Source organism: Bordetella bronchialis (genome assembly GCF_001676705.1).
Taxonomy (GTDB): Bacteria; Pseudomonadota; Gammaproteobacteria; order Burkholderiales; family Burkholderiaceae_B; genus Bordetella_C; species Bordetella_C bronchialis.
In genome coordinates this window covers 4,796,954-4,822,890 of record NZ_CP016170.1, presented here as the reverse complement: position 1 = coordinate 4,822,890, position 25,937 = coordinate 4,796,954, and the positions used below count along the sequence as shown (strand labels likewise).

Here is a 25,937-nt window from a genome sequence, read left to right as displayed (position 1 = left end):
TACACGTCCAGCCTGCTGTCGGATTCATGAACGTCTACCTCCTGCAAGTCGTCAACGGCATCGGCATCGGGATGCTGTATTTTCTGCTGGCGGTCGGGCTGTCCATCATTTTCGGGCTGCTGCGCTTCGTCAACTTCGCCCACGGCGCTTTTTACCTGCTGGGCGCCTACTTCTGCTACCAGGCGGTGGCCTGGGGCCTGGACTTCTGGCTGGCGCTGGCCGTCGTGCCGGTGCTGGTGGCGCTGCTCGCCTGGCTGGCCGAACGGTCGCTGCTGCGGCGCGTCTACGACCAGCCGCATGAATTCCACATCCTGATCACCGTCGGCCTGGCCCTGGTGCTGCAAGAGGCCGTCATCCTGGGCTGGGGGCCGCTGGGCGACAACGTCGCCACGCCGGACGCCTTGCAGGGCGTGGTCATGTGGGGCGGCTTCATCTATCCCAAGTACCGCCTGTTCGTCATCGGCTTCACCGCGGTGTTCGCGCTGGTGCTGTGGTGGGTGCTGGAAGGCACGCGCCTGGGCAGCGCCGTGCGCGCCGGCAGCGAATCGGCGGAAATGGTCTCCCTGCTGGGCATCAATGTGTACCGCGTCTTCGGCCTGGTCTTCGCCCTGGGGGCCGGCACCGCCGCCCTGGCCGGCGCCCTCGCCGCGCCCATCCGCGGCGTCGATCCCTTCATGGGCCTGGAAGCCCTGGGCGTGGCCTTCGTCATCGTGGTGGTGGGCGGCATGGGCAGCTTTACCGGCGCGCTCGCGGGCGGGCTGCTGATCGGTGTCGTGCAAAGCGTCATGAGCACGCTATGGCCGGAGGGGGCGCGCCTGATGATCTACGTGGCGATGGCCGCCGTACTGCTGCTGCGGCCGCATGGCTTGCTGGGGAGAGGATGATGCGGGCGCTGCGCGGTCATGGGGGCTTGCTGCTGGCGGCGGCGGTGGTGCTGTTGCTGCCGGCGGTGCTGGACTCCGGCACGCTGGCCACGGAAGTCCTGGTCTATGCGCTGGCGGTGCTGGGCTGCAATCTGCTGCTGGGCTATACCGGGCTGCTGTCCTTCGGCCAGGGCATTTTCTTCGGCATGGGCAGCTACGCCGTCGGCATACTCATGACGCGGGCCGGCCTGCCCTTGCCGCTCGCCGTGCTGGCGTCCATCGCCGTCGGGGCGGGGGTGGCCGGCCTGGTGGGCTGGTTCGCCATCCGCCAGCGGGGAACGTACTTCGTCATGCTGACGCTGGCCTTCGCGCAGATGTTCTACTTCCTGGCCTACAGCCTGCCGTCCTGGACGGGCGGCGACAACGGCCTGCTGGATATCCCGCGTCCGCCCATCGCCGTGGGCGGCGTGACGCTGATGCCGCTGGATACGCCGTGGCGCTTCTATGCGCTGGTGGGCCTGTGCTTCCTGGTCGTATTCTGGCTGCTGCAGCGGGTAACCGACTCGGTCTTCGGCCGCACCCTGCTGGCCATCCGCGAAAACGAATCGCGCGCCCGCGCCGTGGGCTACGACACGCGTGCGCTGAAGCTGGCGGTCTTCGCCCTGTCCGGCGCCGTCACCGCGCTGGCGGGCGCCTTCCATGCCCTGATGACGGGCATCGCGCCCCTGTCCAACATCGAATACCACACCAGCGAGATGATCCTGGTGATGACGGTGATCGGCGGCACCGGCAATCTCTTCGCTTCCGTGCTGGGCGCGGCCTTCTATGTGCTGGTCTCGGACTGGCTGTCCACGCTGTGGCCGCGCTGGCTGATGCTGCTGGGTTTCCTGCTGATCGCGGTCAGCCTGTTCATGCACAAAGGCCTGTGGGGCCTGGGCGAACGCCTGTGGTCCTTGCGGCGGGGCGCGTCCGCCCCGGCGGCAAAGGAAAGGGAAGCGCGATGACAGCACCGATTCTGGATGCCACCGGCATCGTCAAGCGCTATGGCAAGTTCACCGCGCTGGCCGGCGTGGACCTGCGCGTCATGCCCGGCACCGTGCACTCCGTCATCGGCCCCAACGGCGCCGGCAAGACCACGCTGTTCCATACCCTGACGGGCACCGTGCCCGTCAGCGAAGGCCGCATCGTCTTCGATGGCCACGACGTGACACGCGAACCGGACAACGTGCGCGTGCGCCGGGGCATCGCGCGTTCTTTCCAGGTGACCAGCCTTTTCGCCAACCTGGACGTGCGCGAGAACCTGCGCCTGGCGGCGCAGGGCGCGCATGCGGCCGGGGCCTTCGATATGTGGCACCGACCCGGGCGCGACGCCAGCTTGAACGAACTGGTCGACAGCCTGCTGGAGCGCCTGTCCCTGCGCGCGCGCGCCGGCGTCGCGGCGGCCGCCTTGTCGCATGGCCAGCAGCGCCGCCTGGAAGTCGGCATGGCCATGGCGGCGCGCCCGCGCGCCATCTTCCTGGACGAGCCGACCTCCGGCATGGGCGTGGACGACCTGGACGCGATGAAGGCCTTGATCCGCGGCCTGGCGGCGGACCATACCGTGGTGCTGATCGAGCACAACATGAACATCGTGATGGATATTTCCGATACCGTGACCGTCATGCAGCAGGGCAGGGTGCTGGTGCAGGGCACGCCCGCGGCGATCCGCGACGACCCGCGCGTGCGCGCCGCCTACCTGGGCAATATGATCACCGGAGGCCGCGCATGAAGCTGGAAGTCCGCGACGTGCATGCCTACTACGGCAAAAGCCATATCCTGCAGGGGGTGTCGCTGGCCGTCGGCGAAGGCGAACTGGTCACCTTGCTGGGCCGCAACGGGGCCGGAAAATCCACCACCTTGAAGACCATCGCCGGCGCGCTGCATCCGGCCCGCGGCACCATACATTTCGACGGCGCGCCGGTGGGCGGGCAGCCGGCCCACCGCGTGGCGGGCCGCGGCCTGTGCCTGGTGCCCGAGCATCGCGGGATCTTCCGGCTGCTTACGGTGGAAGAAAACCTGCTGCTGGGCGCGCGCCGCGCCTCGCCCTGGCAGCTGCAGGACGTCTATCGCATTTTTCCGCGCCTGAAGGAAAGGCGGCGCAATGGCGGCGCGCAGCTGTCCGGCGGCGAGCAGCAGATGCTGGCCATAGGCCGCGCCCTGATGAACCATCCGCGGCTGCTGATGCTGGACGAGCCGGTGGAAGGCCTGGCGCCGGTCATCGTGGAGGAAATCGTCGCCCAGCTCAAGCTCATCCGGCAGCAGGGCGTAGCCATCCTGCTGGTGGAGCAGAACCTGGAGGTCTGCACCCAGCTGGCCGACCGCCACTACATCATCGAACAAGGCGCTATCGTCTACGAAGGCAGCAATGCCGACTTCGCGGCGAATGACGCCATCAAGGACCGCTACCTGGGGGTCGGCGTCTAGCAAGGCGGCGCGGCCGGGCCGCGCCATGCCGCATCTTTACGAGGAAAGAACATGTCGGATCCTGAGACCTTTATCCCGCGCATCGACGGCCAGCGCCTGTGGGCGTCGCTGATGACCCTGGCGCGTATCGGCGCCACGGACAAGGGCGGCGTGCGCCGCCTGGCCCTGACCGACCTGGACCGCCAGGGCCGCGAACTGGTCATGCAATGGGCGCGCGAACTCGGCTGCACCGTGCGCATCGATGCCATCGGCAATATCTTCATGCGCCGGCCGGGCCGCCGCGACGACCTGCCGCCGGTGATGACGGGCAGCCATATCGATACCCAGCCCACCGGCGGCAAGTTCGACGGCAACTATGGCGTGCTGGCCGGCATCGAAGTCCTGCGCACCCTGCAGGCGCACGGCATCGTCACCGAAGCGCCGGTCGAGGTCGTCGTCTGGACCAATGAAGAAGGCTCGCGCTTCGTGCCGGTAATGATGGGTTCGGGCGTGTTCGCCGGCGCCTTCACCCTGGAGCACGCGCTGGCGCAGCGCGACCGCGACGGCATCAGCGTGGCCGAGGCCCTGAAGGCCATCGGCCACGACGGGCCGGAACCCGTCGGCGGGCGCGCCGTGGCGGCGTACTTCGAGGCCCATATCGAACAGGGCCCCATCCTGGAGGCCAGCGACAAGACCATAGGCCTGGTGCGCGGCGCGCTGGGCCAGCGCTGGTTCGACGTCACCGTCACCGGCATGGAAGCCCACGCCGGCCCCACGCCCATGGCGCTGCGCCACGATGCCTTGCTGGCGGCGGCGGACATCGTGCGGCAGGTCAACCGCATCGCCCTGGACCACGCGCCGCATGCGCGCGGCACGGTGGGCTGCCTGGACACTTATCCCAATTCCCGCAACGTGATTCCCGGCCGCGTCCAGCTGACGGTGGACCTGCGCGCCGCGGACGACGCCACCCTGACGGCCATGGCCGCCGCCCTGCGCGAATACTGCGCCGCGCGTCCGGGCGTGGCGGTGGACGTGCGCGAGGTCGTGTACTTCCCGCCGCAACCCTTCGACGAGACGCTGGTTTCCGCATTGGCCGAGGGCGCGCGCGGCCTGGGCCTGTCCTTCATGGACGTGGTCAGCGGCGCCGGCCACGATGCGGTCTACCTGGCGCGCGTGGCGCCCACGGCCATGATCTTCGTGCCCTGCAAGGACGGCATCAGCCATAACGAAATCGAGGACGCCCGCCCCGAACACCTGGAGGCGGGCTGCAATGTGCTGCTGCGGGCGGTGCTGCGCACCGCCGGCGTCGCCGCCCGGGAGGTCGCCGCATGAAAGTCCTGATCGCGCGGATGAACCACGAGACGAATACGTTCTCGCCCGTGCCCACCCCCTTGTCCGCTTTCGGCCGCAACGGGCCCGCCTATGGCGACGATGCGCGCCGCGAAAACGAGGGCGCCCGCACCGCCATGGGCGCCTTTATCGATCTTGCCAAGGCGCACGGCGCGGCCATGGTCACGCCCTTGTCCGCCTGGGCCTATCCCAGCGGGCCGGTCGACGCGGACGCCTACGACGAAATGTGCGCCCGCATCCTGGCCGATGTGCCGGGCTGCGACGCGATCTTCCTGGACCTGCACGGCGCCATGGTCGCGCGCAACAGCGACGACGGCGAAGGCGATCTGCTGGCCCGCGTGCGGGCGGCGGCGCCCGGCGTGCCCATCGCGGTCGCCCTGGACCTGCACGGCAATGTGACCGCGCGCATGGTGGACAACGCCGATGTGATCGTCAGCTTCAAGACCTATCCGCACGTGGATATGTACGAGACCGGCGACCATGCCGGCCGGCTGCTGTGGCGCATGATCGCCGGCGAATTCCATCCCGTGATGGCGTGGCGCCGTCCGCCGCTGATGACGCACACCCTGCGTTCGGCAACCGACACCGGCGCCATGCGCGACGCGGTGCGGGCCGCGCGCGATGCCGAAGCCCAGGGCCTGGCGGCGGCGTCGGTGCTGGCCGGCTTCGGCCTGGCCGACATCCCCCACCCCTGCATCAGCGTGGTGGTGGTGGCCGATGGCGATCGCGCGCTGGCGGAAGCCGCGGCCGAACGCATCGCGGCGGGCATCTGGGCCGGCCGCGACGGCTTCGTCTACCGCAGCGAGCCCTTGCCGGATTCGCTGGCGCGGGCGGAGTCCATGGCACGCGATGCGCGGCGGCCCATCCTGCTGCTGGACCACGGGGACAACTGCAATTCCGGCGGCACCTGCGACACCACCGCCGTGCTGGAGGCCGCCCTGGCCCGCGGCATGAAAGACATCCTGTGCGGCATCGTCTGCGACCCCCAGGCCGTGGCCAGCATGATAGAGGCGGGCGTGGGCGCCCGCGTGACGCTGCCGCTGGGCAACAAGCGCTCGCTGGCGTCGCTGGGCATCCACGCGCAACCGATGCGGGCCAGCGGCACGGTGCTGGCGATCACCGACGGCGATTACGTGATCACGGGCCCCACCTATACCGGCATGCGCGTAAGCATGGGGCGCACGGCGGTGCTGGACCTGGGCGATGCCCGCGTGGTGGTGTCGGAGCAGACGCACGAACCCTGGGACCTGGCGGTGTTCGAGAGCGTGGGCCAGGACCCGCGCCGCGCGCGCTTCCTTTTGCTGAAGTCGCGCATGTACTGCCGCCCGGTGTTCGTTCCGATCTCCGACGGCCTGGTGGAATGCGACAGTCCGGGCGTCACGACGTCGGACTATTCGATTTTTCCCTATGCCAAGCGGGCGCGGCCCCTGTATCCGCTGGAAGACGCGGCCTTCGACCCCGCCGCGCGGCCGGGGCCCGCCACGCCCGGCGTCAGCGCGCCGCCCGCCGTTCCCGGGACAGCAGGCTGAGCAGCAGGGTGGCGACCAGCATGGCGGCGGAGACCAGGAACAGCATGCGATGGTTGCCGCCGCTCGCATTGAACAGGGCGGAGAACGCGTAGGCCGCCACGGCCAGGGCGGCGGCGGAAACCACGCTGGCGCGGGTCCATGCCGCGTTCTGGCGCGCCGCGCCGTGGCGCACGACGTCATGCACGCAGGCCAGCACCAGCGGCACCATGCCGGGGGCGAACGTGCCGATCGCCAGCGTCAAGGCGCCCAGCAGGGCCATGTCGCTGCTGGCGTACAGGCCCAGGAACACCACGGCCATCGCCACCGCCACCACGCGCAGCGTCGGCCGCGGCCCCAGCCGGTCGGCCAGGTAGCCGTACAGGGGCGGCCCGGCGATGGCGCCCAGGCCGTAGATGGCCCAGAAGACCGATCCCAGGTAAGTGCCCTTGCCCAGTCCGCGCGCGACGAAATCCACCAGGAAGACCATGGGCGGCACGGCGGCCGCGGCCATCAGGGCGTATTGCGCATAGAGCGAGCGGACGTCCCAGCCGAAACGCGGTGCGCGAGCCGCCGGCGCATCGTTGCGGCTGGCGGCCAGGGCGCTGGCGGGCCAGGCGAACCAGCTCAGCGCCGTCAGCAGCACCGAAATCGCGCCCAGGCCCAGCCAGGTCTGCGCCAGCCCCCATTGCAGCAGGAGCGGGATGACGGTGCCGGAGCCGGCGATGCCCAGGCCCAGGCCCAGGAAGATCGCGCCGCCGGCCGCGCCGCGGCGCGCCGGCGGCACATGTGGCAGGATGGTGCCGGCGACCAGCACCATGACGACGCCGCCCGCGATTCCCGACACGAAGCGCCAGCCGAAGTACCACGAGAAGGACAGCGGGAACGCGCAGGCGACGAAGGCGGCGGAGATCAGCAGCATCATGGCGCGCAATACCTGCTCATTGGCCAGGCGCGCGGCCAGGGGGCGGCCCATCAGGGCGCCCAGGACATAGCCGGCCAGATTGGCGGCGCCCAGATACACCACGGCGGACGTGGTGAACCAATGCGCATGGATCAGTTCGGGGATGAGCGGGGTAAAGGCGAAGCGCGCCAGGCCGATGCTGTCCAGGCTGGCGCACAGGCCGGCGAAGATGTACCGCCATACGAGCAGGCGGTCGATACGGGATAGGGGAAGCGGAGAGGCTGACATCGGATTTCCATGGCCGGATGGGGCCGCAGCGCCGGCGCCGCGCTGGCATGCGCGCCGGCTGATATTTGACAACAGTGTCAAGTTTGACAATCTAGTCAAAGTTGACACGAGTGTCAAGAAAGTGTCCAATGCCCGGATGTTGATATCCATCGCGCATGCGATGCGGAGCACGCCATGGCAGGAGTCCGCCAATTCGACGAGGCCCAGGCGCTGGAGAAGGCACTCGGTCTTTTCTGGCAGCAGGGCTACGGCAATACCACTATGCAGGAGCTGGCCGCCGTCACCGGCGTGCAGCGCGGTTCGCTGTACAACGCGTATGGCGACAAGGACGCGCTGTTCCTGCGCGTGTTCGGCGTGTACCGGGAAAGATATGTCGGCCAGATGCGGGCCGCCTTGGACAAGCCGGACCTGCGCGCGGCGCTGCGGCGCTTTTTTGCCTTCGCCATTAAGTCCATGACCACGGGTACGCCGGCCCGCGGCTGCCTCAGTACCAAGACCGCCCTGGGCACGGAGAACCTGGACGAATCCATCCGCGCGGCCATCCGCGATTTGATGGATGAGATCGAGGCGGCGCTGCTGGAACGGTTCTCGCGGCCCGATGCGCAAGGCCGGCTGCAGGCGGATCCCGTGCAGGCGGCGCGGACCATCGTCACCATGACGCGCGGCCTGGTCGTGATCGAAAGAGTCTATCGGGACCAGAAGCGGATGCGCGCGGTGGCCGATCTATTGATCGACCTGCTGCTCGTGCCCGAGGCGGCCGCCTAAGCCTTGGGCGCTTTTTCGCGGGACGCCAGGGCGTAGCCCAGCAATCCCAGCACGGGGCCGGGGACCAGCAGCCACGTCGCGTCCAGGCCGATGCGCTGGAACAAGGCCATGGCGCCCGCGATGGACACAATGGTGATGGCGAAGCCGATGGCATTCTGGATCGCCAGCGCGCTGCCTATCAATTGCGGCGGACAGGCCCGCGCGCTCAGCGCGGAAAACTGCGGCGAATCGGCGACCACCGCGGCGCCCCATACCAGCAGCAGGACGGCCAGCATGGGCGCCGGCAGCGCCGGCCAGCCCAGCGAGAAAACCAGGGCGCACACGCCCGACAGGGCCAGGGCGCCCAGCGCCACTTTGGCGCTGCCCAGCTTGCGCGACAGCGCGCCGCCCAGCAGGCATCCCAGCGCGCCGATGCCGATCACGCAGAATGACGCGGCGGACACGCCCATTTCCGGGAACAGGGCGGCCGCCGACGATCGCGCGATCAGCAGCGGGACCAGCGTCCAGAAGGCATACAGCTCCCACATATGGCCGAAATAGCCCAGCGCGGCGGCACGGTAGCGGCGCGCCCGGAAGGCATCCAGCAGGGTCGGCCGCCGGTCTTCGGGCGCGCTTGCCGCAGGCAAGGCCTTACCGGCCGCTGCCAAGGGCGCCGCGGCATCGCGCCGGCCGGGCCCGTCGCCCAGGATGCGTATCATCGCCGCCCCCAGCAAGGCCAGCGCCGAGGACGCCGCGATCACCGCCTGCCAGGGCAGTCCCGCGCCCGCCGCGCGCAGCGCGTGCGGCAGCGCGGTACCCAGGGTCAGCATGGCGACCAGCTGGGCCAGCGCGGCGCCGGTGCGATCCGGCGCCCAGCCGACGATAAGCTTCATGCCGACGGGGTAGATGCCGGCCAGGCTAAGGCCCACCAGGAAGCGGAACACCGCGCCGCTGGCGATGCCGTCGGCCAGCCAGGCGAAGGCGGCGTTGCAGGCGGCGCCGGCGACGGCGCTGCACACGAAGATGGCGCTGGCGCGGAAGCGGTCCGCCAGGCCGCTGATGGAGATCGCCAGCGTGCCCAGGATGAAGCCGGTCTGCACGGCGCTGGTCAGCAGGCCGATATCGGCGGCCGTCGCGCCCCAGGCGCGTGCCAGGTCGTCGGCGGCGCTATTGGCGCTGAACCACAGCGAGGTGCCCAGCAGCTGGGCCAGGGATATCGTCAGGACCGGGCCCAGGCGGTGCGCGAGCAACGCGTGCGCGATGCCACCGGCCTTCGCGCCGGACGGCGCCGCGCGTTCGCTGGTTTCTTTCATGGGATGTGCGCCTCCGGCTACGCAGGCTACCCGATGGCGCGGCCGTGCGCCAGGGGAGGCCGGCGCCCGGCCCGTCCGGGCCGGCCTGCGTCATCCTTTATGGCGACGGCGGGCAATCGAGCCGGCCCCGGGCCGGGTCGGGCCCGCATGCGAGCCCCATCACTCCAGGCCGACGAAGCCCCCGGTCTGGCGCCGCCACAGCCGCGCGTAGACGCCGTCCCGCCGCAGGAGTTCGGCGTGGGTGCCCGTTTCGACGATGTTGCCGTGTTCCATCACCACCAGCCTGTCCATCCTGGCGATGGTGGACAGGCGGTGCGCGATGGCGATCACCGTCTTGCCGCGCATCAGGGTTTCCAGGTTCTCCTGGATGGCGGACTCCACGTCCGAATCCAGCGCGGAGGTGGCCTCGTCCAGCACCAGGATGGGCGCGTCCTTCAGCAGTACCCGCGCGATGGCGATGCGCTGGCGCTGTCCGCCGGACAGCTTGACGCCGCGCTCGCCGACATTGGCGTCCAGGCCGCGGTTGCCTTCGCCATCGGTCAGGTCGAAGATGAATTCATCCGCGCGGGCCTGGTGGATGGCATGCATCAGGGCTTCCTCGCCGGCGTCGGGACGGCCATACAGCAGGTTCTCGCGCAGCGAGCGGTGCAGCAGCGACGTATCCTGCGTGACCACGCCGATCTGGGCGCGCAACGTTTCCTGCGAGACCTTGGTGATGTCCTGTCCGTCGATCAGGATGCGCCCGGCCTCCACGTCGTAGAGCCGCAGCAGGATGCTGACCAGCGACGACTTGCCGGCGCCCGAAGGCCCGATCAGGCCGATCTTTTCGCCGGGGGCCACGTCCAGGTTCAGCCGGGTGAAGACCAGTCCGCCCTTGCCGTAGCCGAAGCCCACGTTCTCGAAGCAGATGCGGCCGCGCGTGACCTGCAGGGGCTGGGCATCGACGCGGTCGGCCACCACGCGCGGCCGCGAAATGGTGCGTATGCCGTCCTGCACCGTGCCGACGTTTTCGAAAATGCCGTTCACCACCCACATGATCCAGCCCGACATATCGGCGATGCGCATGGCCAGGCCCGTGGCCAGCGCGATATCGCCCACCGACATGCGGCCCTCGCTCCATAGCCACAGGGCCAGGCCCGGCGTGCCGGCGATCAGGATGCCGTTCAGGATGGCGATCGTGAAGCCCATCCCGGTGATCAGGCGCGCCGCCATCTGGGCCTTGCCCGTCTGTTCGGCCATGGCCTGCCGCGCGTAGAGTTCCTCGCGCTGGCTGTGGGCGAAGAGCTTGAGCGTGCCGATGTTGGTATAGCCGTCGACGATGCGGCCCATCAGCTTGGAGCTGGCTTCCGAGGCCGTGGCCGAGCGGGATTTCACCCGCGGCACGAAATGGACCAGGGTCACGATGTAGCCGACGATCCAGACGATCAGCGGCAGCGTCAGGCGCCAGTCCGCATCGAAGAACAGGATCAGCGCGCTGCCGGAGTAGATCAGCACGTGCCACACGGCGTCCACCGCCTGCAGCGTTGAGTCGCGCAGCGCCGCGCCCGTCTGCAGGATGCGGTTGGCGATGCGGCCGGCGAAATCGCTGTGAAAAAAACCCAGGCCCTGTTTCAGCACATAGCGGTGGTTCTGCCAGCGCACCAGCGTGGTCAGCCCCGGGGCCAGCGTCTGGTGCACCAGCAGGTCGTGCAAGGCCGTGACGACCGGGCGCAGGACCAGCACCACCAGCGCCATGCCGACCAGGGTCTTGCCGTGTTCGCTGAAGAAGGCCGCGGCGGGCTGGTCCTTGACCAGGTCGACGATGCGCCCCAGGAAGCGGAACAGGGTGACGTCGATCAGCGCGCCCGCCAGCCCGACGAACAGCAGGAAGACCAGGGCCGTGCGCACCTGCCCCAGATAGTGGCGGTAGAAGCGGATGACGTCGTCCGGCGGCGGTTCGTCCTGCGCCGGGCGGAAAGGATCGATCAGGGTTTCGAAGCGGCGATAGATAGGATTGCGGGATGTGGGCATCTAGGGGACTCTCTATGCCGGCGTCGCCAACGCCAGGAAATTGGACAGGCAGGGATTGCGGTTGCGTGGCGACCAGAGCAGGACCAGCTCGGATTGCGGGGCGTCGGCCAGCGGCCGGAAGACCACGCCGGGCAGGCGCGATTTACGCATGGAGGCCGGCACCAGCGCGACCCCCACGCCCTCGTCGACCATGTTGAGGACGGTCTGCTGCAACTGTACCTCCAGCCGCACGCTGGGCTCGAAGCCGGCGCGCCGGCAATGGGCCACGATGCTGGCGCGCAGCGCGGGCGCGACTTCGGCAGAGGTCATGACGAAGGGCTCGCCGGCCAGTTGCCCGATGCGCAGCGCGCCGCGTGCCCGCGCGCGCGCGTGGTGGCGGGATAGCGCCACGCACAGCGGCTCGCGCAGCACCACGCGGCTGGACAGTTCGCCGTACTGGCCGCCGGCCATCACGACCGCGGCGTCGATGCGGCCGTCCAGCACCTGCGCCGCCAGGTCGTGCGACACCACTTCGCGCAGCGCCAGGGTCACGTCCGGATAGGCGCCGCCGTAGGCCTTGGCGTAGGCCGGGATGACGCTGTAGGCGGCATACATGGTAAAGCCGATGGAGAGGGCGCCGGCTTCGCCGCGCGCGGCGGCCAGGGCGTTGCGGCCGGCTTGCTCCAGCGCGGCCAGGATGGCGCGGGCGTCGGCCAGGAAGCGCTCGCCGGCAGGGGTCAGGGACACCATGCGCGGATTGCGCTCCAGCAGCTTGACGCCCAGCGCGGCCTCCAGCGCCGCCAGCTGGCGGCTGAGCGGCGGCTGGGACAGGTGCAGGCGCGCGGCCGCCCGGCCGAAATGGCGCGTCTCGGCCAGGGTGACGAAATAGCGCAGGGGCTTGATGTCGAGCACGATGCAGGAAAGGTATTGTCGAAGGTCGAATAAAGAATTGGATTGTATCGTCGGCCCCGCTTACGCTGCGGGGACCGTCACGCCCACGACCGGGCGGGCGCCGCGACCGGCACGCGATTTTGCCCGTCCAGGAATCCATCATGTTGTCCGCCTTGCCTATCCTTGCCCCGATTTTCGCCCTGATCCTTGCGGGCTTCGCGCTGCGCTGGCGCGGCATCGCCGGCCCGGCCGCCAGCGTCGAGCTGAACCGCTTCGTCGTCTGGCTGGCGCTGCCGGCGCTGATGTTCAAGCTCATGGCCCACGCGTCCTGGGCCCAGCTGTACCAGCCCGCCTTCGTGGCGGCCTTCGGCCTGGCCTGCGCCGCGGTCTTCGTCATGACGCTGGCCTGGCGGCTGCGCGCCGGCCGCCACCTGGCCGACGCCAGCGTCGATGCCATCGCCGCGTCGTATGCGAATACCGCGTATATCGGCTTTCCCCTGGTGCTGGCCCTGTTCGGCGATGCGGGCATCGCGCCCGCCACGGTGGCGACGCTGCTGGTGGTCTCCGTGCTGTTCTCCATCGCGGTGGTGCTGATCGAAGTCGGCCTGCAATCGGAAAGGCGCCCGCGCAAGGTGGCCATGAAAGTCTTGCACCGCATGGCGCGCAATCCGCTGATCGTCGCGCCGGCGGCCGGCGCGGCGGTGGCCGTGGCGGGGCTGCCGGTGCCCGCGCCGGCCGAGACCTTCCTGGACCTGCTGGGCGCGGCGGCGACGCCTTGCGCGCTGGTGTGCCTGGGCCTGTTCCTGGCGGAGAAACAACCCGCCGCGCGCACCGCCGGCGCCGCCGGCAAAGCGGGTTCCGCCCCCGGCTCGTCGGTCATGCTGGCGCTGACCGCCGGCAAGCTGCTGCTGCAGCCGGCGCTGACGTGGTGGCTGGCGATGCGCGTCTTCATGCTGCCCGCGCCGCTGGCCCAGATGGCCGTACTGCTGGCGGCGCTGCCCACGGGCACCGGTCCGTTCATGCTGGCCGAGTTCTACCGCCGCGAGGCCTTCATCACCGCGCGCACCATCCTGCTGTCGACGGTGGGATCGCTGATTTCCCTGACGATACTGCTGGGCTGGATGCGGCATGGCGGGTAGCCGCCGGGCGAACGGTACCCGCCATGCATGGCCGTAGCCGAGATCAAGCTCTGCTGGTCGAGCTCATCCGCACCGCGAAGAAGATCAGGTACAGCGCGGCCAGTCCGACCAGAATGTAGATCACCCGGGCGATCGCGGAACCCGCGCCGAAGATCGCGGCGACCAGGTCGAAGCTGAAGGCGCCGACCAGGCCCCAGTTGAGCCCGCCGATGATGGCGAGGACAAGGGCGATCCAATCCAGGGGGGTGACGACGCGGACGGCCGTGCTGCCGGCGGTGGTGTGGGTCGTATTCAGGGCCATGGCGGACTCCTTGGCATGGTAAGCGGCCGCCGGCAAGGACGCCCGAACGGGCGGACCGGGCCGCTTGGGAATTTTCAGCAACGACCATGCCTGGGATCCGACGCCGTTTGACAGTGATACCTACAAGCGGTACACCCTTACCCGCTTTTGCCTGGCTGAGTCCTCCCCGGCCTGGCGGTATCGCGCGCCCGGCAGCCAGGCGCGCGGCGCCGCCGGGCGCCCCTACTGTCCTCGGTGTCGGATGTTCCTTTCCTTCGCGGTTCAAAAAGCCTATCCCTTCGGCGCGGGCATGCCCGTCCACGAGCGTTGGGCCGCCACGCTCGGCCTGCTGCTGGGCGTCTGCATGGCCAGCCTGGATACCGCCATCGCCAATACGGCGCTGCCCGCCATCGCCCGCGACCTGCAGACGTCGGAGGCGCGGTCGATCTGGGTGATCAGCTCCTATCAGCTTGCCATGGTGGCGGCGCTGCTGCCCGCGGCCACGCTGGGCGAGATCGTCGGCCACCGGCGCATCATGGTCTTCGGCCTGGTGTTGTTCACGCTGGCTTCGCTGGCCTGCGGCATGGCGCCTTCCCTGGAATGGCTGGTGGCGGGACGGGTGGCGCAGGGCCTGGGCGCGGCGGCCACGATGGCGGTGAACGGCGCGATGCTGCGCTTTATCTATCCGGAAAAGCTGCTCGGCCGCGGCGTGGGCCTGAATTCGGTGATGGTGGCCATGGCGTTCGCCGCGGGGCCCACGGCGGCATCCCTGGTGCTGACGGTGGCCACCTGGCATTGGCTGTTCCTGATCAATGTGCCGGTCGGCCTGGTCGCCATCTACTTCTGCCTGCGCGCGCTGCCGGTCACCACGCGCACCCGGCGCCGTTTCGATACCCTGGGCGCGGTGCTGTGCGCCGGCTTCCTCTCGCTGCTGGTGTTCAGCCTGAACGAAGGCGCGCAGCTCGCCGACGCGGCAACCCTGATCGCGACCTCGGTGCTTTGCGTGGTGTGCCTGCTTCTGCTGCTGAAGCGCCAGGCGGGCCATCCCGCGCCGTTCCTGGCGGTGGACCTGCTGCGGCGGCCGGTCTTCGCGCTGTCGGCGGCGACGGGCGTCTGTTCCTTCGCGACCCAATCGCTGGCCTTCGTCTCCTTGCCCTTCATGATGCAGAACATCCTGGGCTATAGCCAGGTCGAGACCGGCTTCCTGATCACCCCCTGGCCGGTGCTGGTGGCGGTGATGGCGCCCATCGCGGGCTATTTGTCCGACCGCATGCACGTGGGGATCCTGGCCGGCATCGGCATGGCCATGCTGTCGGTGGGCATGGTCCTGCTGGCCACCATGCCGGCCGATCCCTCGGTGTTCGCGATCTGCTGGCGGCTGGCGGTATGCGGCGCGGGCTTCGGCTTTTTCCAATCGCCCAATGTGCGCGCCATCATCACGGCGGCGCCGCCGGAGCGCGCGGGCGGCGCCAGCGGCATGGTGGGCACGGTGCGCCTGCTGGGCCAGTCCAGCGGCGCGGCGCTGGTCGCCGCGTGTTTCCACGCGTCCACCGAGCGGGGCGCGATCCTGGCCCTGTGGCTGGGCGCCGCTTTCGCGGCCGCGGCGGCCGTCGCCAGCGTGATGCGCCTGCGGTACCGCCCCCGTCCCGGCGCGCCGCGCGCCTGAGGCCGTCAGGCCAGGCCGGGCGCGGGCAGGTCCGCCGCGGGCGCTCGCGCGCCGTCCGCCTGCCTGGCCCGCCAGGCGCCCAGTTCGCGCGGCGGCATGGGCCGGGCGAACAGATAGCCCTGCGCGTACTGCACGCCCTTGGCGCGCAGATAGCTTTCCTGGGCTTGCGTCTCGATGCCTTCCGCGATCATGGCCAGGCCCAGCTGCTGCGCCAGGCCGATGATGGTGTCCAGCACCACGTTGCCGACGGCTTCCGTGCCGGCCGTGCTGACGAAGGCGCGGTCTATCTTCAGGTAGTTCGCGTGCAGCGTCTGCAGATAGGACAGCGAACTATGGCCGGTGCCGAAGTCGTCCAGGGCCCAGCGCACGCCGCGTTCGCGCAATTCCGCCATGTGCCCGCGCAATTGCGGCGTGTCGGGCAGCGGATGGCGTTCGGTGACCTCCAGCACCAGCGTGACGCCGTCGTGGTGGCGTACGCGCGCCAGCAGCGCATCGACGTCGGCGACGAAGCGGTCGGAGACCATGTGCTGGCCGCAGACGTTCACGGCCAGGTGGCTGCCCGGCGGCAAGTCCAGCTGGGCCAGGTCCGCGGCCGCCAGTTCGAACATATGGCGCGTTAGGTCGTCGATGATGTGGTGTTCCTCGGCGGCCGCGATGAACAGGTCGGGCCGCACATTGCCCAGCCTGGGGTGGCGCCAGCGCAGCAGGGCCTCCACTCCCGACATGCGGCCGCTGCGCAGATCGATGACGGGCTGGTAGACCAGGTGGAACTGGCGCAGGCGCATGCCTTTGCGGATCTCGCCGGGGATGGACACCCGCCAGCCATATATGCGGTAGGCGGCATAGCCGCACAGCACGCTGGCCAGCACCAGGAAGGCGGCGTAGCCGCGCCACACGTGGGCGCGCACCGCCTGGCGCTGCGCCTCCAGCGGGGTCACGCGCACCTGCACGGGAAACATGCCCGAGCTGGATTGCTGGGTGTCGGGCACCGGCGTGCGCGGGCCGCGCTGGCGCTCGCCGGCGTCGAGCAGCGGCACCTGGCGCGGCCCTAGCAGGATGTCGACGTCATAGACGCCGTCGCGCGCCGCGGCCAGCTTCAGGTCGTACAGGTACTGCGCATCCAGGAAGGCGACCACGCCGTTGCCGTCGCGCTGCCCCAGCGACACGATGACCGCCGGCCGATCCGGCACCAGCAGCGTGCCGGCCACGGGGGCCACGTACATGCCCTGGGGCACGTGTTCCTGCGGCGACAGGGCGATCAGCGGCGTGTTGGGCATGCCGTACACCGACGAGCAGGTCACCACGTCGTTGTGCACCAGCAGCAGCGACCGGAAGTAGGGCTGCAGCGACCCGATCTGCCGCAGCAGGCCCAGCACTTCCTCGCAGGGCCGGTGCAGCGTGGGCGTCAGCCGCTGCGTCACGTCCTGCGCGCGCAGCAGGATGTTCTCGAGCTGCCGTCGCAGCACGCCGGCGGTGACGTTGGCTTCCCCGGCCAGTTGCCGCTGGGACTCGTGCAGGACGATGGGAAGGATCAGGGCGAAGGGCAGGGCCGCGGCCGACAGCGTGACCAAGATGGCGGCGATCCGGCGACGGATCGATAGGCTGGTAGGCACGCGCAGTGTCCTCGGGGCCGTGCCCGGCGGTCCGGAATGGACCGCTGGCGCCCCGGTATGTCAGCAGAATTCAGACAAAATGTAAATAACTGATAGCCTGATCAACTGTGGGAATTTTCGCGCGCGGGCGGCCCCGTCGCGGCACCCTTACCGCCCGCCCGAGACGTCCAGGAAAGCGCCGGTGGAATACGCCGCCTCGGGCGTGAAGAACCACATGATGGCCCCCGCCACTTCCTCGGCCGTGCCGCCCCGCCGCAGGGGCACGCTGTGCTTGACGCGTTCCACGCGCCCGGGCTCGCCGCCGCTGGCATGGATCTCGGTATCGATGACGCCGGGGCGCACCGCGTTCACGCGTATGCCCTCGTCCGCGACTTCCTTGGACAGGCCGATCGTAAGCGTGTCGATCGCCCCCTTGGACGCCGCGTAGTCGATGTACTCGCCCGGCGAACCCAGGCGCGCGGCCATGGACGACACGTTGACGATCACGCCCCCCTGGCCGCCATCGCGGGTGGACATGCGCCGCACCGCTTCCCGGCAGCAGGCGAAGACCGACACCACATTGACTTCCAGGATGCGGCGCAGGCGCGCGGCGTCCATGTCGCGCAGCGGCGATTGCCGTTCCAGGATGCCGGCGTTGTTCACCAGCCCGTCCAGGCGGCCGAAATGCGAGTCGATGGCGGAAAACAGCGATCGGATCTGGGCCTCGTCGGCCATGTCGGCCTGGACCGCGATGGCCCGCCCGCCCGCGGCCGCGATCCGCGCCACCACGGCTTCCGCCGCGCCCGCGTTCTGCTTGTAATTGACGCAGACGGCGTAGCCGCGCTGCGCCGCCATGATTGCGGTCGCGGCGCCGATACCGCGGCTGGCGCCGGTGACCAGCATGACTTTCTGCATGGAATCCTCCTGGTGTGGGATAGGCGGTCATGCTGTACCGGCGGGGCCCGGATGGCAATCCGGCGCTGGCATGACGCGGGGACAGGGCAATTCTGCACGATGTCCCCATGCTTGTGCCGGGATGCAACCCCGGCCGCCAGGCCGGCGGGACCATGAAACAAAGCGCTACAAGGATGGCGTGCGCGCGCTGGCGGGCGGTGTCACCCTTGAGCCTCCGGGTTTACCCCAGCCTTGATGTACCCTTACGGGTTTGCCCGCATGAGTCCGGATACGCCATGAACATGTCTCCCTCCTGCCTGCCGAACACGGCCCGCGCCGCCGCCGCGCCGGTCGACGCCAGCCGTCCGCGGCTATGGGAGCTCGACGCGCTGCGCGGACTGATGCTGGTGCTGATGCTGTCCACCCACCTGCCCACCAATTTCGGCATTCCCACCAGCCAGCCCCTGGGATTCGTGTCCGCCGCGGAGGGCTTCGTCATGCTCTCCGCCTACATGGCGGGCCTGGTCTACACGCAGCGCTACCTGCGCCACGGCATGGCGGCGATGCAGCGCGCCTTCCTGAAGCGGGCCATGGTGGTGTACGGTTGCCAGGCCGCCTCGCTGCTGTTCCTGTTCACCGTGATCGCCGGCCTGGGGCTGACGCTGTCGCAGCCGGCCGTGCGCAACCTGATCTGGTTCTACCTGCAGCAGCCCTTCACGGCCTTCCTTTCCAGCCTGGCCCTGGTCTATAACCCTCCGCTGCTGGACATCCTGCCCGTCTACGTGCTTTTCATGCTGGCCAGCCCCTGGGTGCTGACCTACGCCTTGCGGCACGGCTGGCGCGCCATCCTGGCGGTCAGCATGGTGCTGTGGTTCGCCACGCAATTCGAGCTGTCGCGCTTCCTGTACGGCGGCGTGGTGGCCCTGACCGGCCTGCCGGTGCCTTTCAGCGAAACCGGGGCCTTCGAGACCTTCGGCTGGCAATTCCTGTGGGTGTTCGGCCTGTGGCTGGGCTCCACCCATGCCCGCGTGCCGGCCGGACAGCGGCGCCCCATCCCGCAGTGGATGGTGTTCGGCGCCGCGGTGATCGCCGGCACGTTCTTCATCTGGCGGCACATCGCCGGGCTGGGCGCCTTTCCCGACGGCAACCCCTTCAATTTCCTGTTCGACAAATGGCACCTGGGCATCCTGCGCCTGTTGAACTTCATGTCGCTGGTCGTGCTGGCCATCCATTTCAGCGAGTGGCTGAAGGCGCGGCTGCCGCGGATGCGCTGGCTGGAGACCATGGGGCGGTCGTCGCTGTCGGTGTTCTGCGCGCACCTGGTCATCGTGCTGCTGGTGCTGACCGTGATCGGCGAGCCCTCTCCGGACCGGCCCCTGTGGCAGGATCTTCTGCTGTTCGCGGGCAGCGTGTTCGCGCTTTATATCGTGGCGCGATTGGTCTCGGACAATAAAACGCGGCGGGCGGCGGCGCCCGCGCCGCGGCCCGCGCGCCTTAATTCAGATGCGCCGTGATCACCTGCTTCCATAGCGCGTAGCCGCGCGCGTTCAGGTGCAGCAGGTCCTCGCGGAACAACTCCGCGCGCGGCTGGCCGGCGGCGTCCAGCATGGGCGTATAGATATCGATGAAGTCCGTATTGCGCGTCTTCAGCGTGTACGCCTGGATCAGCGCGTTGGCCTGGCGGATCTCCGGCATCAGGCCGGCGCGCGAGGGGCTGGGCTTGATCGAGATGTAGGCGATACGGGTGGCGGGCAGGGTCTGCCGCACCCCTTCCACAAAGGCGGAAAACGCCTGCAGCACCTGTTCGGGCGTGCGGCCTTCGGCCAGGTCGTTGTCGCCGGCATAGACCAGGACCAGCCTGGGCTTGTAGGGCTCCACCAGCTGGTGCAGGTGCCGCGCGCAGTCCAGCATGCGGGAGCCGCCGAAGCCGCGCTTGACCACCACGGGCAGGGACTGGAATTCCGTTTCCAGGTCGTTCCACAGGCGTATCGATGAACTGCCGACAAACAGCACGCCGCCCGGCTTGGGCGGATGTGCCTGGTCAGCCGCGGCGAACGCCGCCAGGCTTTCGGCCCAGCGGTCGCTCGCCGCGCTGACGGCCACGGCTGTCCCGGCCAGCGGCGCCGTATTCCCCTTGGGTGCTGCGGTAATCGCGGGTTCCGTATCCGGCGCGATGGCATGGATGGCCGGCTGGGCCGGTGGCGCCGCCTGCGCGCGCGCCTGGCCCGGCAGCGCGCCGCCGGCCAGGGCGGCGCTTGCCGCCAGGGCCGAGGTCAGGAAGGCGACGCCGCGCGGGATGGCCATGGGTTTTGTCTGGAGTGCGGAACAATCAGCGCCATCATGCAGCGTTTCCGGCGGCAGAAGTATTAGCGCTTGCCCTGTATCGCCGTTTGGCGGCGGGGTTTGTGGCGGCGCCGCGACGCTGGCGCCGGGTTGGCGCGGGATCCATGCCCGATCCACCGCGGGTCCACGCGAGCTTGGCGCCGGATTGGTGCCGGCGCCGGGCGCGCCAGGCACCAGGCACGGGCGCCCGCGCGGCACGACATCGGCGCACGGCGGCCTGCGGCCCGCCCACGGATGGCCGCCCCGCCCGCGGAAAGGCGGGTCATCCCGCGCGGACCGCTGCCCCGAAAATTGGCATGGCTTTTGCATTCTGTCCTTGCCAAGGAGAGCGTCCGCCATGTCCTCGATTCCGCCTTCGGCCTCCGCGCCGGTTCAACTCAGCATCCGCGACGTCCGCAAGTCCTTCCCCGGCAAGGGGGGCGCGGTGCCTGTCCTGGATGGCCTGAGCTTCGACATCCACGAACAGGATTTCGTCAGCATCATCGGCCCCAGCGGCTGCGGCAAGTCGACCATCTTCAATATCATCGCCGGCCTGCTGCAGGCCGACAGCGGCCAATTGGTCTATCGCGGCGAAGCCGTGAGCAGCATGCGCGGACGGGTCGGCTACATGATGCAGAAGGACCTGCTGTTTCCCTGGCGCACCGTGCTGCAGAACGTGCTGCTGGGCCTGAAGATACGTGGCGTGCCCGAGGCGGAGGCCATCGACACCGCGCGCGAATACCTGTCTACCTTCGGCCTGTCGGGCTTCGAGAACGCCTATCCGCAGACCCTGTCGGGCGGCATGCGCCAGCGGGTGGCGCTGATGCGCACGCTGATCATGGACCCCGACATCCTGCTGCTGGACGAACCGTTCTCGGCGCTGGACTACCAGACACGCCTGTACCTGGAAAGCGTGCTGCTGGAGGCGGTGGAGACCTTCCACAAGACCGTCATCCTGGTTACGCATGACGTCGACGAGGCCGTGGCCCTGTCGCGCCGCGTGGTTGCGCTGAGCGGCCGCCCCACCAAAGTCAAGAACGTGCATCGCATCGACATCGAGCGGGGCAGCCCCATCGAGGCGCGCGCGGATCGGCGCTTTTCCGAATACTTCCACACGCTATGCGGCGAGCTGGACATCCAGACGCGCAAGAAGGCGGCCTGACATGTCATCGATCCCTCATCGTTCCGGCGCTCCGTCCAACCCGGCCGTGCCCATGGCGCCGGCCGCGCCCTTGCCGGGCGCCGCGGCGGCCACCGCCACGGCGCAGCGCGCGGGCGGCAACGCATCCGCCCCGGCCGCCGCGCAGGGGCAGGGCGCATCGCGGCGCCGCCTGCGCGCCCTCGACACCGCTGCGGGGCGCTTCCTGCTGCAGCTGCTCGCCGTGCTGGTTTTCTTCCTGCTGTGGGAAGCCGGCGTGCGCGCCGGCTGGATATCCGAATTCCTGATCGGCAAGCCCAGCGGGATCTGGGCGATCTTCATCAAGAGCGTGATGGACGGATCGCTGCTGTGGGATACCGGCTATACCCTGTTCGAGGCCTTGCTGGGGTTCGTCGCCGGCACGGCCATCGGTTCGGTACTGGGCCTGGCGATGTGGTATTCCGTCTTCGTCGCGCGGCTGGTCGAGCCTTTCATCGTGGCGATCAACAGCGTGCCCAAGATCGCGCTGGCCCCCATCGTGCTGCTGTGGTTCGGCACGGGGCTGGTCTCCAAGGTGGCGCTGGTGGTCTCGATGACCGCGGTGGTGGCGCTGATCGCGGCCTACCAGGCGGCGAAGGACGCCGACAAGGACCTGCAGGCGCTGCTGTATTCGATGGGCGGCAGCAAGCACCAGATTTTCTACGGCGTGATCGTGCCGTCGGCGCTGCCGGCCATCATCGCCAACTTCCGCATCAATATCGGCCTGGGCCTGGTGGGCGCCGTGGTGGGCGAATTCATTTCCTCCAAATACGGCCTGGGCCATCTCATCTACACCGCGTCCAGCCTGTACGACCTGAACTCGGTGTGGGTCGGGCTGTTCGTGCTGATGCTGGTCGGCTTCCTGCTGTACCACGCCATCGATGCGCTGGAACGCAATCTCCTGCCCTGGAAGCTGGACGACGGCAGGCCGCACATCCAGGTTTGACGCCCCATTCCCCGCCGCGCCGCCGCCCGCGGCGCGGCGTTTTCCGTGTTCCCTTATCGGAGGTTGCAAGCATGCGCTTTTCCACGAGTAGCCTGGCGGCCCTGCTGGCCGCCGCGTCGCTGGCCTTGGCGTCCGGCCCGGCGTCGGCCCAGGCCAAGAAAGTGACCGTCACCCAGGCTTTCCAGTCCATGCTGTACCTGCCGCTGTACGTCGCGATGGACCAGGGCTTCTTCAAGCAGCAGGGGCTGGATGTTTCCAAGGAAAACGCCGGATCGCCCACCGCCGCCTTGTCGGCGGTGCTGTCCGGCAGCGCGCAATTCTCCGTGCACGGTCCCGAGTGGACCGCGATCGCGGCGTCCAAGGGCGCCAAGGTCGGCATCATCAGCAATGTGGTCAACGGCGCCGCCGTGTATATCGCGACCACGCCGGACTTCCCGTATGACGGCGTCAAGAGCCTGAAGGGGCAGAAGGTGGTGACCGGCCTGATGCCGACGACCAGTACCTCGCTGTTCATGAAGCTGTTGAAGGAAAACGGCATGGACCCGAACAAGGACGTGGACATGATCCAGGTGCAGACCGGTTCGGAAGCCGGGCCTTTCCTGGGCGGGCAGGCCAAGGTCGCCGTACTGTACGAGCCCGGCCTGGACCAGGTCGCGGCGCAGGGCATGAAGGTGGTGCTGGGCTTTCCCAAGCAATACGGCCCGTACGCGTTCTCGTCCGTGACCGCGCGTGCCGACGTCGATCCCGACGCCGCGCAGCGCCTGGTCAACGGCATGGAGCTGGCCCTGCGCTTCATGCAGAAGAACCACGACCAGACCGTGCAGATCGCCTTGAAGGAATTCCCCACGCTGGATCCCAAGGTGGTGAAGAACGCGGTGGACCGCATGCTGGCGGACAACGTCTATCCCAAGAGCGTGGAGACCACCGCGGATGCGTTCAAGACCGGCATGGACACGCAGATCGCGCTGGGCAATCTGAAGGCCCAGCCGGACTACGCGACCTTCGTGGTGCCGACGTATGTGAAGAAAGCCCTGGCGCTGCCCCAATAAGGTCGATGGCATGACAATGACTCCCGCTGTATTGCCCGGCCTGCTGGAAGCGCTGCGCGGCTTCCAGGCCGGATCGCTGGACCGCGATGCCTACCTGCGCGCCTGCGCGGCGCGCGCCGACGAGTGCGAGCCCTGGCTCAAGGCCTTCGTCACGCGCGTTCCCGCCGCCGGCCTGAAGGCCGCGGCGCAGGGCCCGCTGGCCGGTATCCCCATCGGCGTGAAGGACATCATCGCCACGGCCGGCCTGCGCACCACCAACGGCTCGGCGATCTTCGCCGACCACGTACCGGCCGAGGACGCGGCCATCGTCACCGCCATCAAGCGCCTGGGCGGCACGGTGTTCGGCAAGACGGTCACGACGGAGTTCGCCTTCCGCCATCCCGGGCCCACGGCGAATCCCTGGAATCCGGCGCATACGCCGGGCGGATCCTCCAGCGGCTCGGCCGCGGCGGTGGCGGCCGGCATCGTGCCCCTGGCGCTGGGCACGCAGACCATGGGATCCATCGTGCGTCCGGCGGCCTACTGCGGCATCGTCGGATTCAAGGCCAGCTTCGGCGCGGTCCCGCGCGACGGCGTGCATCCGCTCTCCGGCTCGCTGGACCATGTGGGCTTCATGGCGCGCTGCGTGGACGACGTGGCCTGCGCCCTGGCGCTGCTGGGCGACCCGGGCTATGTGCTGGCGGACGGCTCGGACCTGGCCGCCTGGCGTTTCGATATGGCGCGGGGGCTGGCGCCCTGGCCGGCGCCGTCGCTGGCCGTGGTGCGTGCGCCGGACTGGGACAAGGTCAGCGCCGAACAGCGGGCCGTGCTCGACGCCACGGTGGCGGCCCTGCGCCGGGCCGGCGCGACGGTGGAGGAAGTGGGCGTGCCGGAGATCGGCCGGCCCACGCTGGCGCCGCTGCAGCGCATACTGGACTGGGAAGCGCGGGACATCTACGCCGACCTGGTGGCGCGCCATCCGGAGCGCGCCAGCGCGCCCCTGAAAGGCCTGGTGGAGGGTGCCCGCGCCACCGATCACGCCGCCTATGTCGCGGCGCGGCGCACCCAGCGCGAGCTGCGCGCCGGCCTGTCCACGCGGCTGTCCGCCTATGACGCGATCCTGACGGTGCCGGCCAGCGGCGAGGCGCCGGAAGGCCTGGGCAACACCGGCGATGCCTCATGGTGCGCGCCCTGGACCTTCCTGGGCTTTCCCGCGCTGACCGTGCCGGCGGGGCGGTCCGCGCGCGGCCTGCCGCTGGGCGTGCAATTCGTAGGGACGTTCGGCCGCGATATCCGCACCTTGCGCGTGGCGAAGTGGGCGGAGAGCGTGCTGCAAGAGGCGGCGGCGCGCTAGCCGGGGGCGTGGCGTACCGCGGCGCCGGGCCGGCAGGATAGGGCTCCAGCGCCTCGGGTCCGTTATGGGGCGGAAATCAGGCGCCGGGGCCACGATCCGATGCCGCCGGCCCCGGTGCGGGTCATCGCCAGGCTGTCGACAAGGCAGGCGGCCGCGCGGCCGCGCTGTCCTTGCGGTTATCCGCGCGCTTCGGGCGGCAGCGGCAGCGGTTCGCCCGCGCCGGTGCGTTCCACGATCAGGTGGTAATGCTGCGGGCTGCGGTGCTTGGCGAAGTTGAAGACGTGCTGGCGGAAGGTCGCGCCCAGGTCCAGGTCGATCTGCGCGGTGATGACTTCGTCCTCCTCGCCGCTTGCGCGCGCCACGATCTCGCCCGAGGGCGCCACGATCATGGAACTGCCGATCATATGGAAGCCGTCTTCCGAGCCGCACTTGGCGGCGGCGCCTATCCATACGGCGTTCTGGTAGGCGCTGGCCTGCAGGACGATCTCGTGATGGAAGGTGCGCAGGTGCACCGGCTCGTTCCAGTGGATATTCCAGGACGGCGTGTTGTAGCCCAGGACGATCAGCTCGGCGCTCTGCAGCGACATCGAGCGCCAGGTTTCCGGCCAGCGCCGGTCGTTGCAGATGCACATGCCGACGTTGACGTCCTGCGTATTCCACACCGGGAAGCCCAGGTCGCCGACCTGGAAGAATTTCTTCTCCAGGTGCTGGAACGGCGCGTCGGGCTTGTGGTCGTCATGGCCGGGCAGGTGCACCTTGCGGTACTTGCCGACCACCTTGGCGCTACGGTCGACCAGGACGGCCGTATTGAAGCGGCGGCCGTCGGCGGTGAGTTCGGCGTAGCCCAGGTAGAAGCCGACGCCCAGTTCGCGCGCGGCGTCGAACAGGGGCTGCACGTCGGCATTGGGCATGGCGCGCTCGAAATAGCGCTCCACGGCTTCTTCCTCTGTCATCCAGTAGCGCGGGAAGAAGGTGGTCAGGGCCAGCTCGGGAAAGACCACGAAGGTGGACTGGCGTGCCGCGGCTTCGCGCAGCATCTCGACCAGCCGCTTGACGACTGCCTGCCGGGTATCGGCCAGGTGGACCGGTCCCATCTGGGCAACGGCCAATCCGAATTTGCGGGCGCGGTTAGTCTGGGGCATGAGGCAGGCTCCGATAGAGAAAACAATGCGGGCACGGCGCGGCGGCGGACCGCCACGCGCGGGGTTCGATTCCTGGGGAACCTGCGCATGATGCGCGAAGGCGAGGGC

23 protein-coding genes are annotated in these 25,937 nt (G+C 69.3%); 14 read left to right on the top strand and 9 right to left on the bottom strand.

Annotated elements, in window-relative coordinates; all coding sequences use genetic code 11:
- Nucleotides 1-26 precede the first annotated feature (26 nt).
- The 6 genes from BAU06_RS21230 to BAU06_RS21205 are packed head-to-tail and all read left to right on the top strand — an operon-like array spanning nucleotide 27 to nucleotide 6,184.
- Nucleotides 27-884: a branched-chain amino acid ABC transporter permease gene (locus tag BAU06_RS21230; protein ID WP_066355055.1), complete on the top strand. Its 858-nt coding sequence runs from the start codon at nucleotides 27-29 to the stop codon at nucleotides 882-884.
- Complete coding sequence (locus BAU06_RS21225) at nucleotides 881-1,867, top strand: branched-chain amino acid ABC transporter permease (protein WP_156770307.1); 987 nt, start codon at nucleotides 881-883, stop codon at nucleotides 1,865-1,867. Before BAU06_RS21230 ends, BAU06_RS21225 begins: the two co-directional genes overlap by 4 nt.
- Nucleotides 1,864-2,631: an ABC transporter ATP-binding protein gene (locus BAU06_RS21220; RefSeq protein ID WP_066355025.1), complete on the top strand. Its 768-nt coding sequence runs from the start codon at nucleotides 1,864-1,866 to the stop codon at nucleotides 2,629-2,631. Before BAU06_RS21225 ends, BAU06_RS21220 begins: the two co-directional genes overlap by 4 nt.
- Complete coding sequence (locus BAU06_RS21215; protein WP_066355012.1) at nucleotides 2,628-3,326, top strand: ABC transporter ATP-binding protein; 699 nt, start codon at nucleotides 2,628-2,630, stop codon at nucleotides 3,324-3,326. The genes BAU06_RS21220 and BAU06_RS21215 overlap by 4 nt, the downstream gene beginning before the upstream one ends.
- A 51-nt stretch (nucleotides 3,327-3,377) precedes the next feature.
- Entirely contained in the window at nucleotides 3,378-4,637 is a 1,260-nt protein-coding gene (locus tag BAU06_RS21210) for a Zn-dependent hydrolase (RefSeq protein WP_066355006.1), read from the top strand.
- Nucleotides 4,634-6,184 (top strand): M81 family metallopeptidase, encoded by a 1,551-nt coding sequence (locus BAU06_RS21205; RefSeq protein ID WP_066354992.1) that lies wholly within the window; start codon nucleotides 4,634-4,636, stop codon nucleotides 6,182-6,184. Before BAU06_RS21210 ends, BAU06_RS21205 begins: the two co-directional genes overlap by 4 nt.
- Here BAU06_RS21205 and BAU06_RS21200 read toward each other — a convergent pair.
- Nucleotides 6,147-7,352: a YbfB/YjiJ family MFS transporter gene (locus BAU06_RS21200; RefSeq protein WP_066354985.1), complete on the bottom strand. Its 1,206-nt coding sequence runs from the start codon at nucleotides 7,350-7,352 to the stop codon at nucleotides 6,147-6,149. The two genes, BAU06_RS21205 and BAU06_RS21200, sit on opposite strands and share 38 nt — an antisense overlap.
- 174 nt (nucleotides 7,353-7,526) lie before the next feature.
- Between BAU06_RS21200 and BAU06_RS21195 the strand changes: the two genes are divergently transcribed.
- On the top strand, nucleotides 7,527-8,117 hold the full coding sequence (locus tag BAU06_RS21195; protein WP_066354983.1) for a TetR/AcrR family transcriptional regulator: 591 nt from the start codon (nucleotides 7,527-7,529) through the stop codon (nucleotides 8,115-8,117).
- On the opposite strand, the gene BAU06_RS21190 is transcribed toward BAU06_RS21195, so the two are convergent.
- The 3 genes from BAU06_RS21190 to BAU06_RS21180 all read right to left on the bottom strand — a co-directional run bounded on the left by BAU06_RS21190 (nucleotide 8,114) and on the right by BAU06_RS21180 (nucleotide 12,310).
- Nucleotides 8,114-9,409 (bottom strand): MFS transporter, encoded by a 1,296-nt coding sequence (locus BAU06_RS21190; RefSeq protein WP_066354980.1) that lies wholly within the window; start codon nucleotides 9,407-9,409, stop codon nucleotides 8,114-8,116. The genes BAU06_RS21195 and BAU06_RS21190 overlap by 4 nt on opposite strands.
- A 159-nt stretch (nucleotides 9,410-9,568) precedes the next feature.
- Nucleotides 9,569-11,419, bottom strand: a complete 1,851-nt coding sequence (locus BAU06_RS21185; RefSeq protein ID WP_066354977.1) for an ABC transporter ATP-binding protein — start codon at nucleotides 11,417-11,419, stop codon at nucleotides 9,569-9,571.
- Between the two features lie 12 nt (nucleotides 11,420-11,431).
- Nucleotides 11,432-12,310 (bottom strand): LysR family transcriptional regulator, encoded by an 879-nt coding sequence (locus BAU06_RS21180; RefSeq protein WP_066354972.1) that lies wholly within the window; start codon nucleotides 12,308-12,310, stop codon nucleotides 11,432-11,434.
- A gap of 140 nt (nucleotides 12,311-12,450) precedes the next feature.
- On the opposite strand from BAU06_RS21180, the gene BAU06_RS21175 reads away from it, so the two are divergent.
- On the top strand, nucleotides 12,451-13,428 hold the full coding sequence (locus BAU06_RS21175; protein ID WP_066354969.1) for an AEC family transporter: 978 nt from the start codon (nucleotides 12,451-12,453) through the stop codon (nucleotides 13,426-13,428).
- A 43-nt stretch (nucleotides 13,429-13,471) separates the two neighbouring features.
- Here the strand turns inward: BAU06_RS21175 and BAU06_RS21170 are convergent, their stop codons facing one another.
- Nucleotides 13,472-13,729: a DUF378 domain-containing protein gene (locus tag BAU06_RS21170; RefSeq protein ID WP_066354966.1), complete on the bottom strand. Its 258-nt coding sequence runs from the start codon at nucleotides 13,727-13,729 to the stop codon at nucleotides 13,472-13,474.
- Between the two features lie 241 nt (nucleotides 13,730-13,970).
- On the opposite strand from BAU06_RS21170, the gene BAU06_RS21165 reads away from it, so the two are divergent.
- Nucleotides 13,971-15,374: an MFS transporter gene (locus tag BAU06_RS21165; RefSeq protein ID WP_066354963.1), complete on the top strand. Its 1,404-nt coding sequence runs from the start codon at nucleotides 13,971-13,973 to the stop codon at nucleotides 15,372-15,374.
- Nucleotides 15,375-15,379: 5 nt separating this feature from the next.
- Here BAU06_RS21165 and BAU06_RS21160 read toward each other — a convergent pair whose 3' ends face one another.
- Together BAU06_RS21160 and BAU06_RS21155 are read right to left on the bottom strand one after the other, a co-directional pair.
- A complete protein-coding gene (locus tag BAU06_RS21160) occupies nucleotides 15,380-16,987 on the bottom strand; it encodes an EAL domain-containing protein (RefSeq protein WP_066354961.1) in 1,608 nt (535 codons plus the stop codon).
- Between the two features lie 147 nt (nucleotides 16,988-17,134).
- Nucleotides 17,135-17,881 carry an SDR family oxidoreductase gene (locus BAU06_RS21155; protein ID WP_066354957.1) on the bottom strand — a complete coding sequence of 249 codons (747 nt, stop codon included), beginning with the start codon at nucleotides 17,879-17,881 and terminating at the stop codon, nucleotides 17,135-17,137.
- A gap of 275 nt (nucleotides 17,882-18,156) precedes the next feature.
- On the opposite strand from BAU06_RS21155, the gene opgC reads away from it, so the two are divergent.
- Nucleotides 18,157-19,374 carry an OpgC domain-containing protein gene (opgC, locus tag BAU06_RS21150; protein WP_231933923.1) on the top strand — a complete coding sequence of 406 codons (1,218 nt, stop codon included), beginning with the start codon at nucleotides 18,157-18,159 and terminating at the stop codon, nucleotides 19,372-19,374.
- Here opgC and BAU06_RS21145 read toward each other — a convergent pair.
- The gene (locus tag BAU06_RS21145; RefSeq protein ID WP_082988384.1) at nucleotides 19,355-20,164 is read right to left on the bottom strand and encodes an SGNH/GDSL hydrolase family protein; all 810 of its coding nucleotides are present in this window, start codon (nucleotides 20,162-20,164) and stop codon (nucleotides 19,355-19,357) included. The genes opgC and BAU06_RS21145 overlap by 20 nt on opposite strands.
- A gap of 376 nt (nucleotides 20,165-20,540) precedes the next feature.
- Between BAU06_RS21145 and BAU06_RS21140 the strand changes: the two genes are divergently transcribed.
- From BAU06_RS21140 to BAU06_RS21125, 4 genes are all read left to right on the top strand, one after another.
- Nucleotides 20,541-21,344, top strand: a complete 804-nt coding sequence (locus BAU06_RS21140; protein WP_066354954.1) for an ABC transporter ATP-binding protein — start codon at nucleotides 20,541-20,543, stop codon at nucleotides 21,342-21,344.
- A 1-nt stretch (nucleotide 21,345) separates the two neighbouring features.
- Complete coding sequence (locus BAU06_RS21135; protein WP_231933922.1) at nucleotides 21,346-22,305, top strand: ABC transporter permease; 960 nt, start codon at nucleotides 21,346-21,348, stop codon at nucleotides 22,303-22,305.
- 71 nt (nucleotides 22,306-22,376) lie between these two features.
- Nucleotides 22,377-23,354 carry an ABC transporter substrate-binding protein gene (locus tag BAU06_RS21130; RefSeq protein WP_066354949.1) on the top strand — a complete coding sequence of 326 codons (978 nt, stop codon included), beginning with the start codon at nucleotides 22,377-22,379 and terminating at the stop codon, nucleotides 23,352-23,354.
- Between the two features lie 10 nt (nucleotides 23,355-23,364).
- Entirely contained in the window at nucleotides 23,365-24,687 is a 1,323-nt protein-coding gene (locus BAU06_RS21125; RefSeq protein ID WP_197509352.1) for an amidase, read from the top strand.
- 176 nt (nucleotides 24,688-24,863) lie between these two features.
- Here the strand turns inward: BAU06_RS21125 and BAU06_RS21120 are convergent, their stop codons facing one another.
- The gene (locus BAU06_RS21120) at nucleotides 24,864-25,829 is read right to left on the bottom strand and encodes an N-carbamoyl-D-amino-acid hydrolase (protein ID WP_066354938.1); all 966 of its coding nucleotides are present in this window, start codon (nucleotides 25,827-25,829) and stop codon (nucleotides 24,864-24,866) included.
- Between the last annotated feature and the right edge of the window lie 108 nt (nucleotides 25,830-25,937).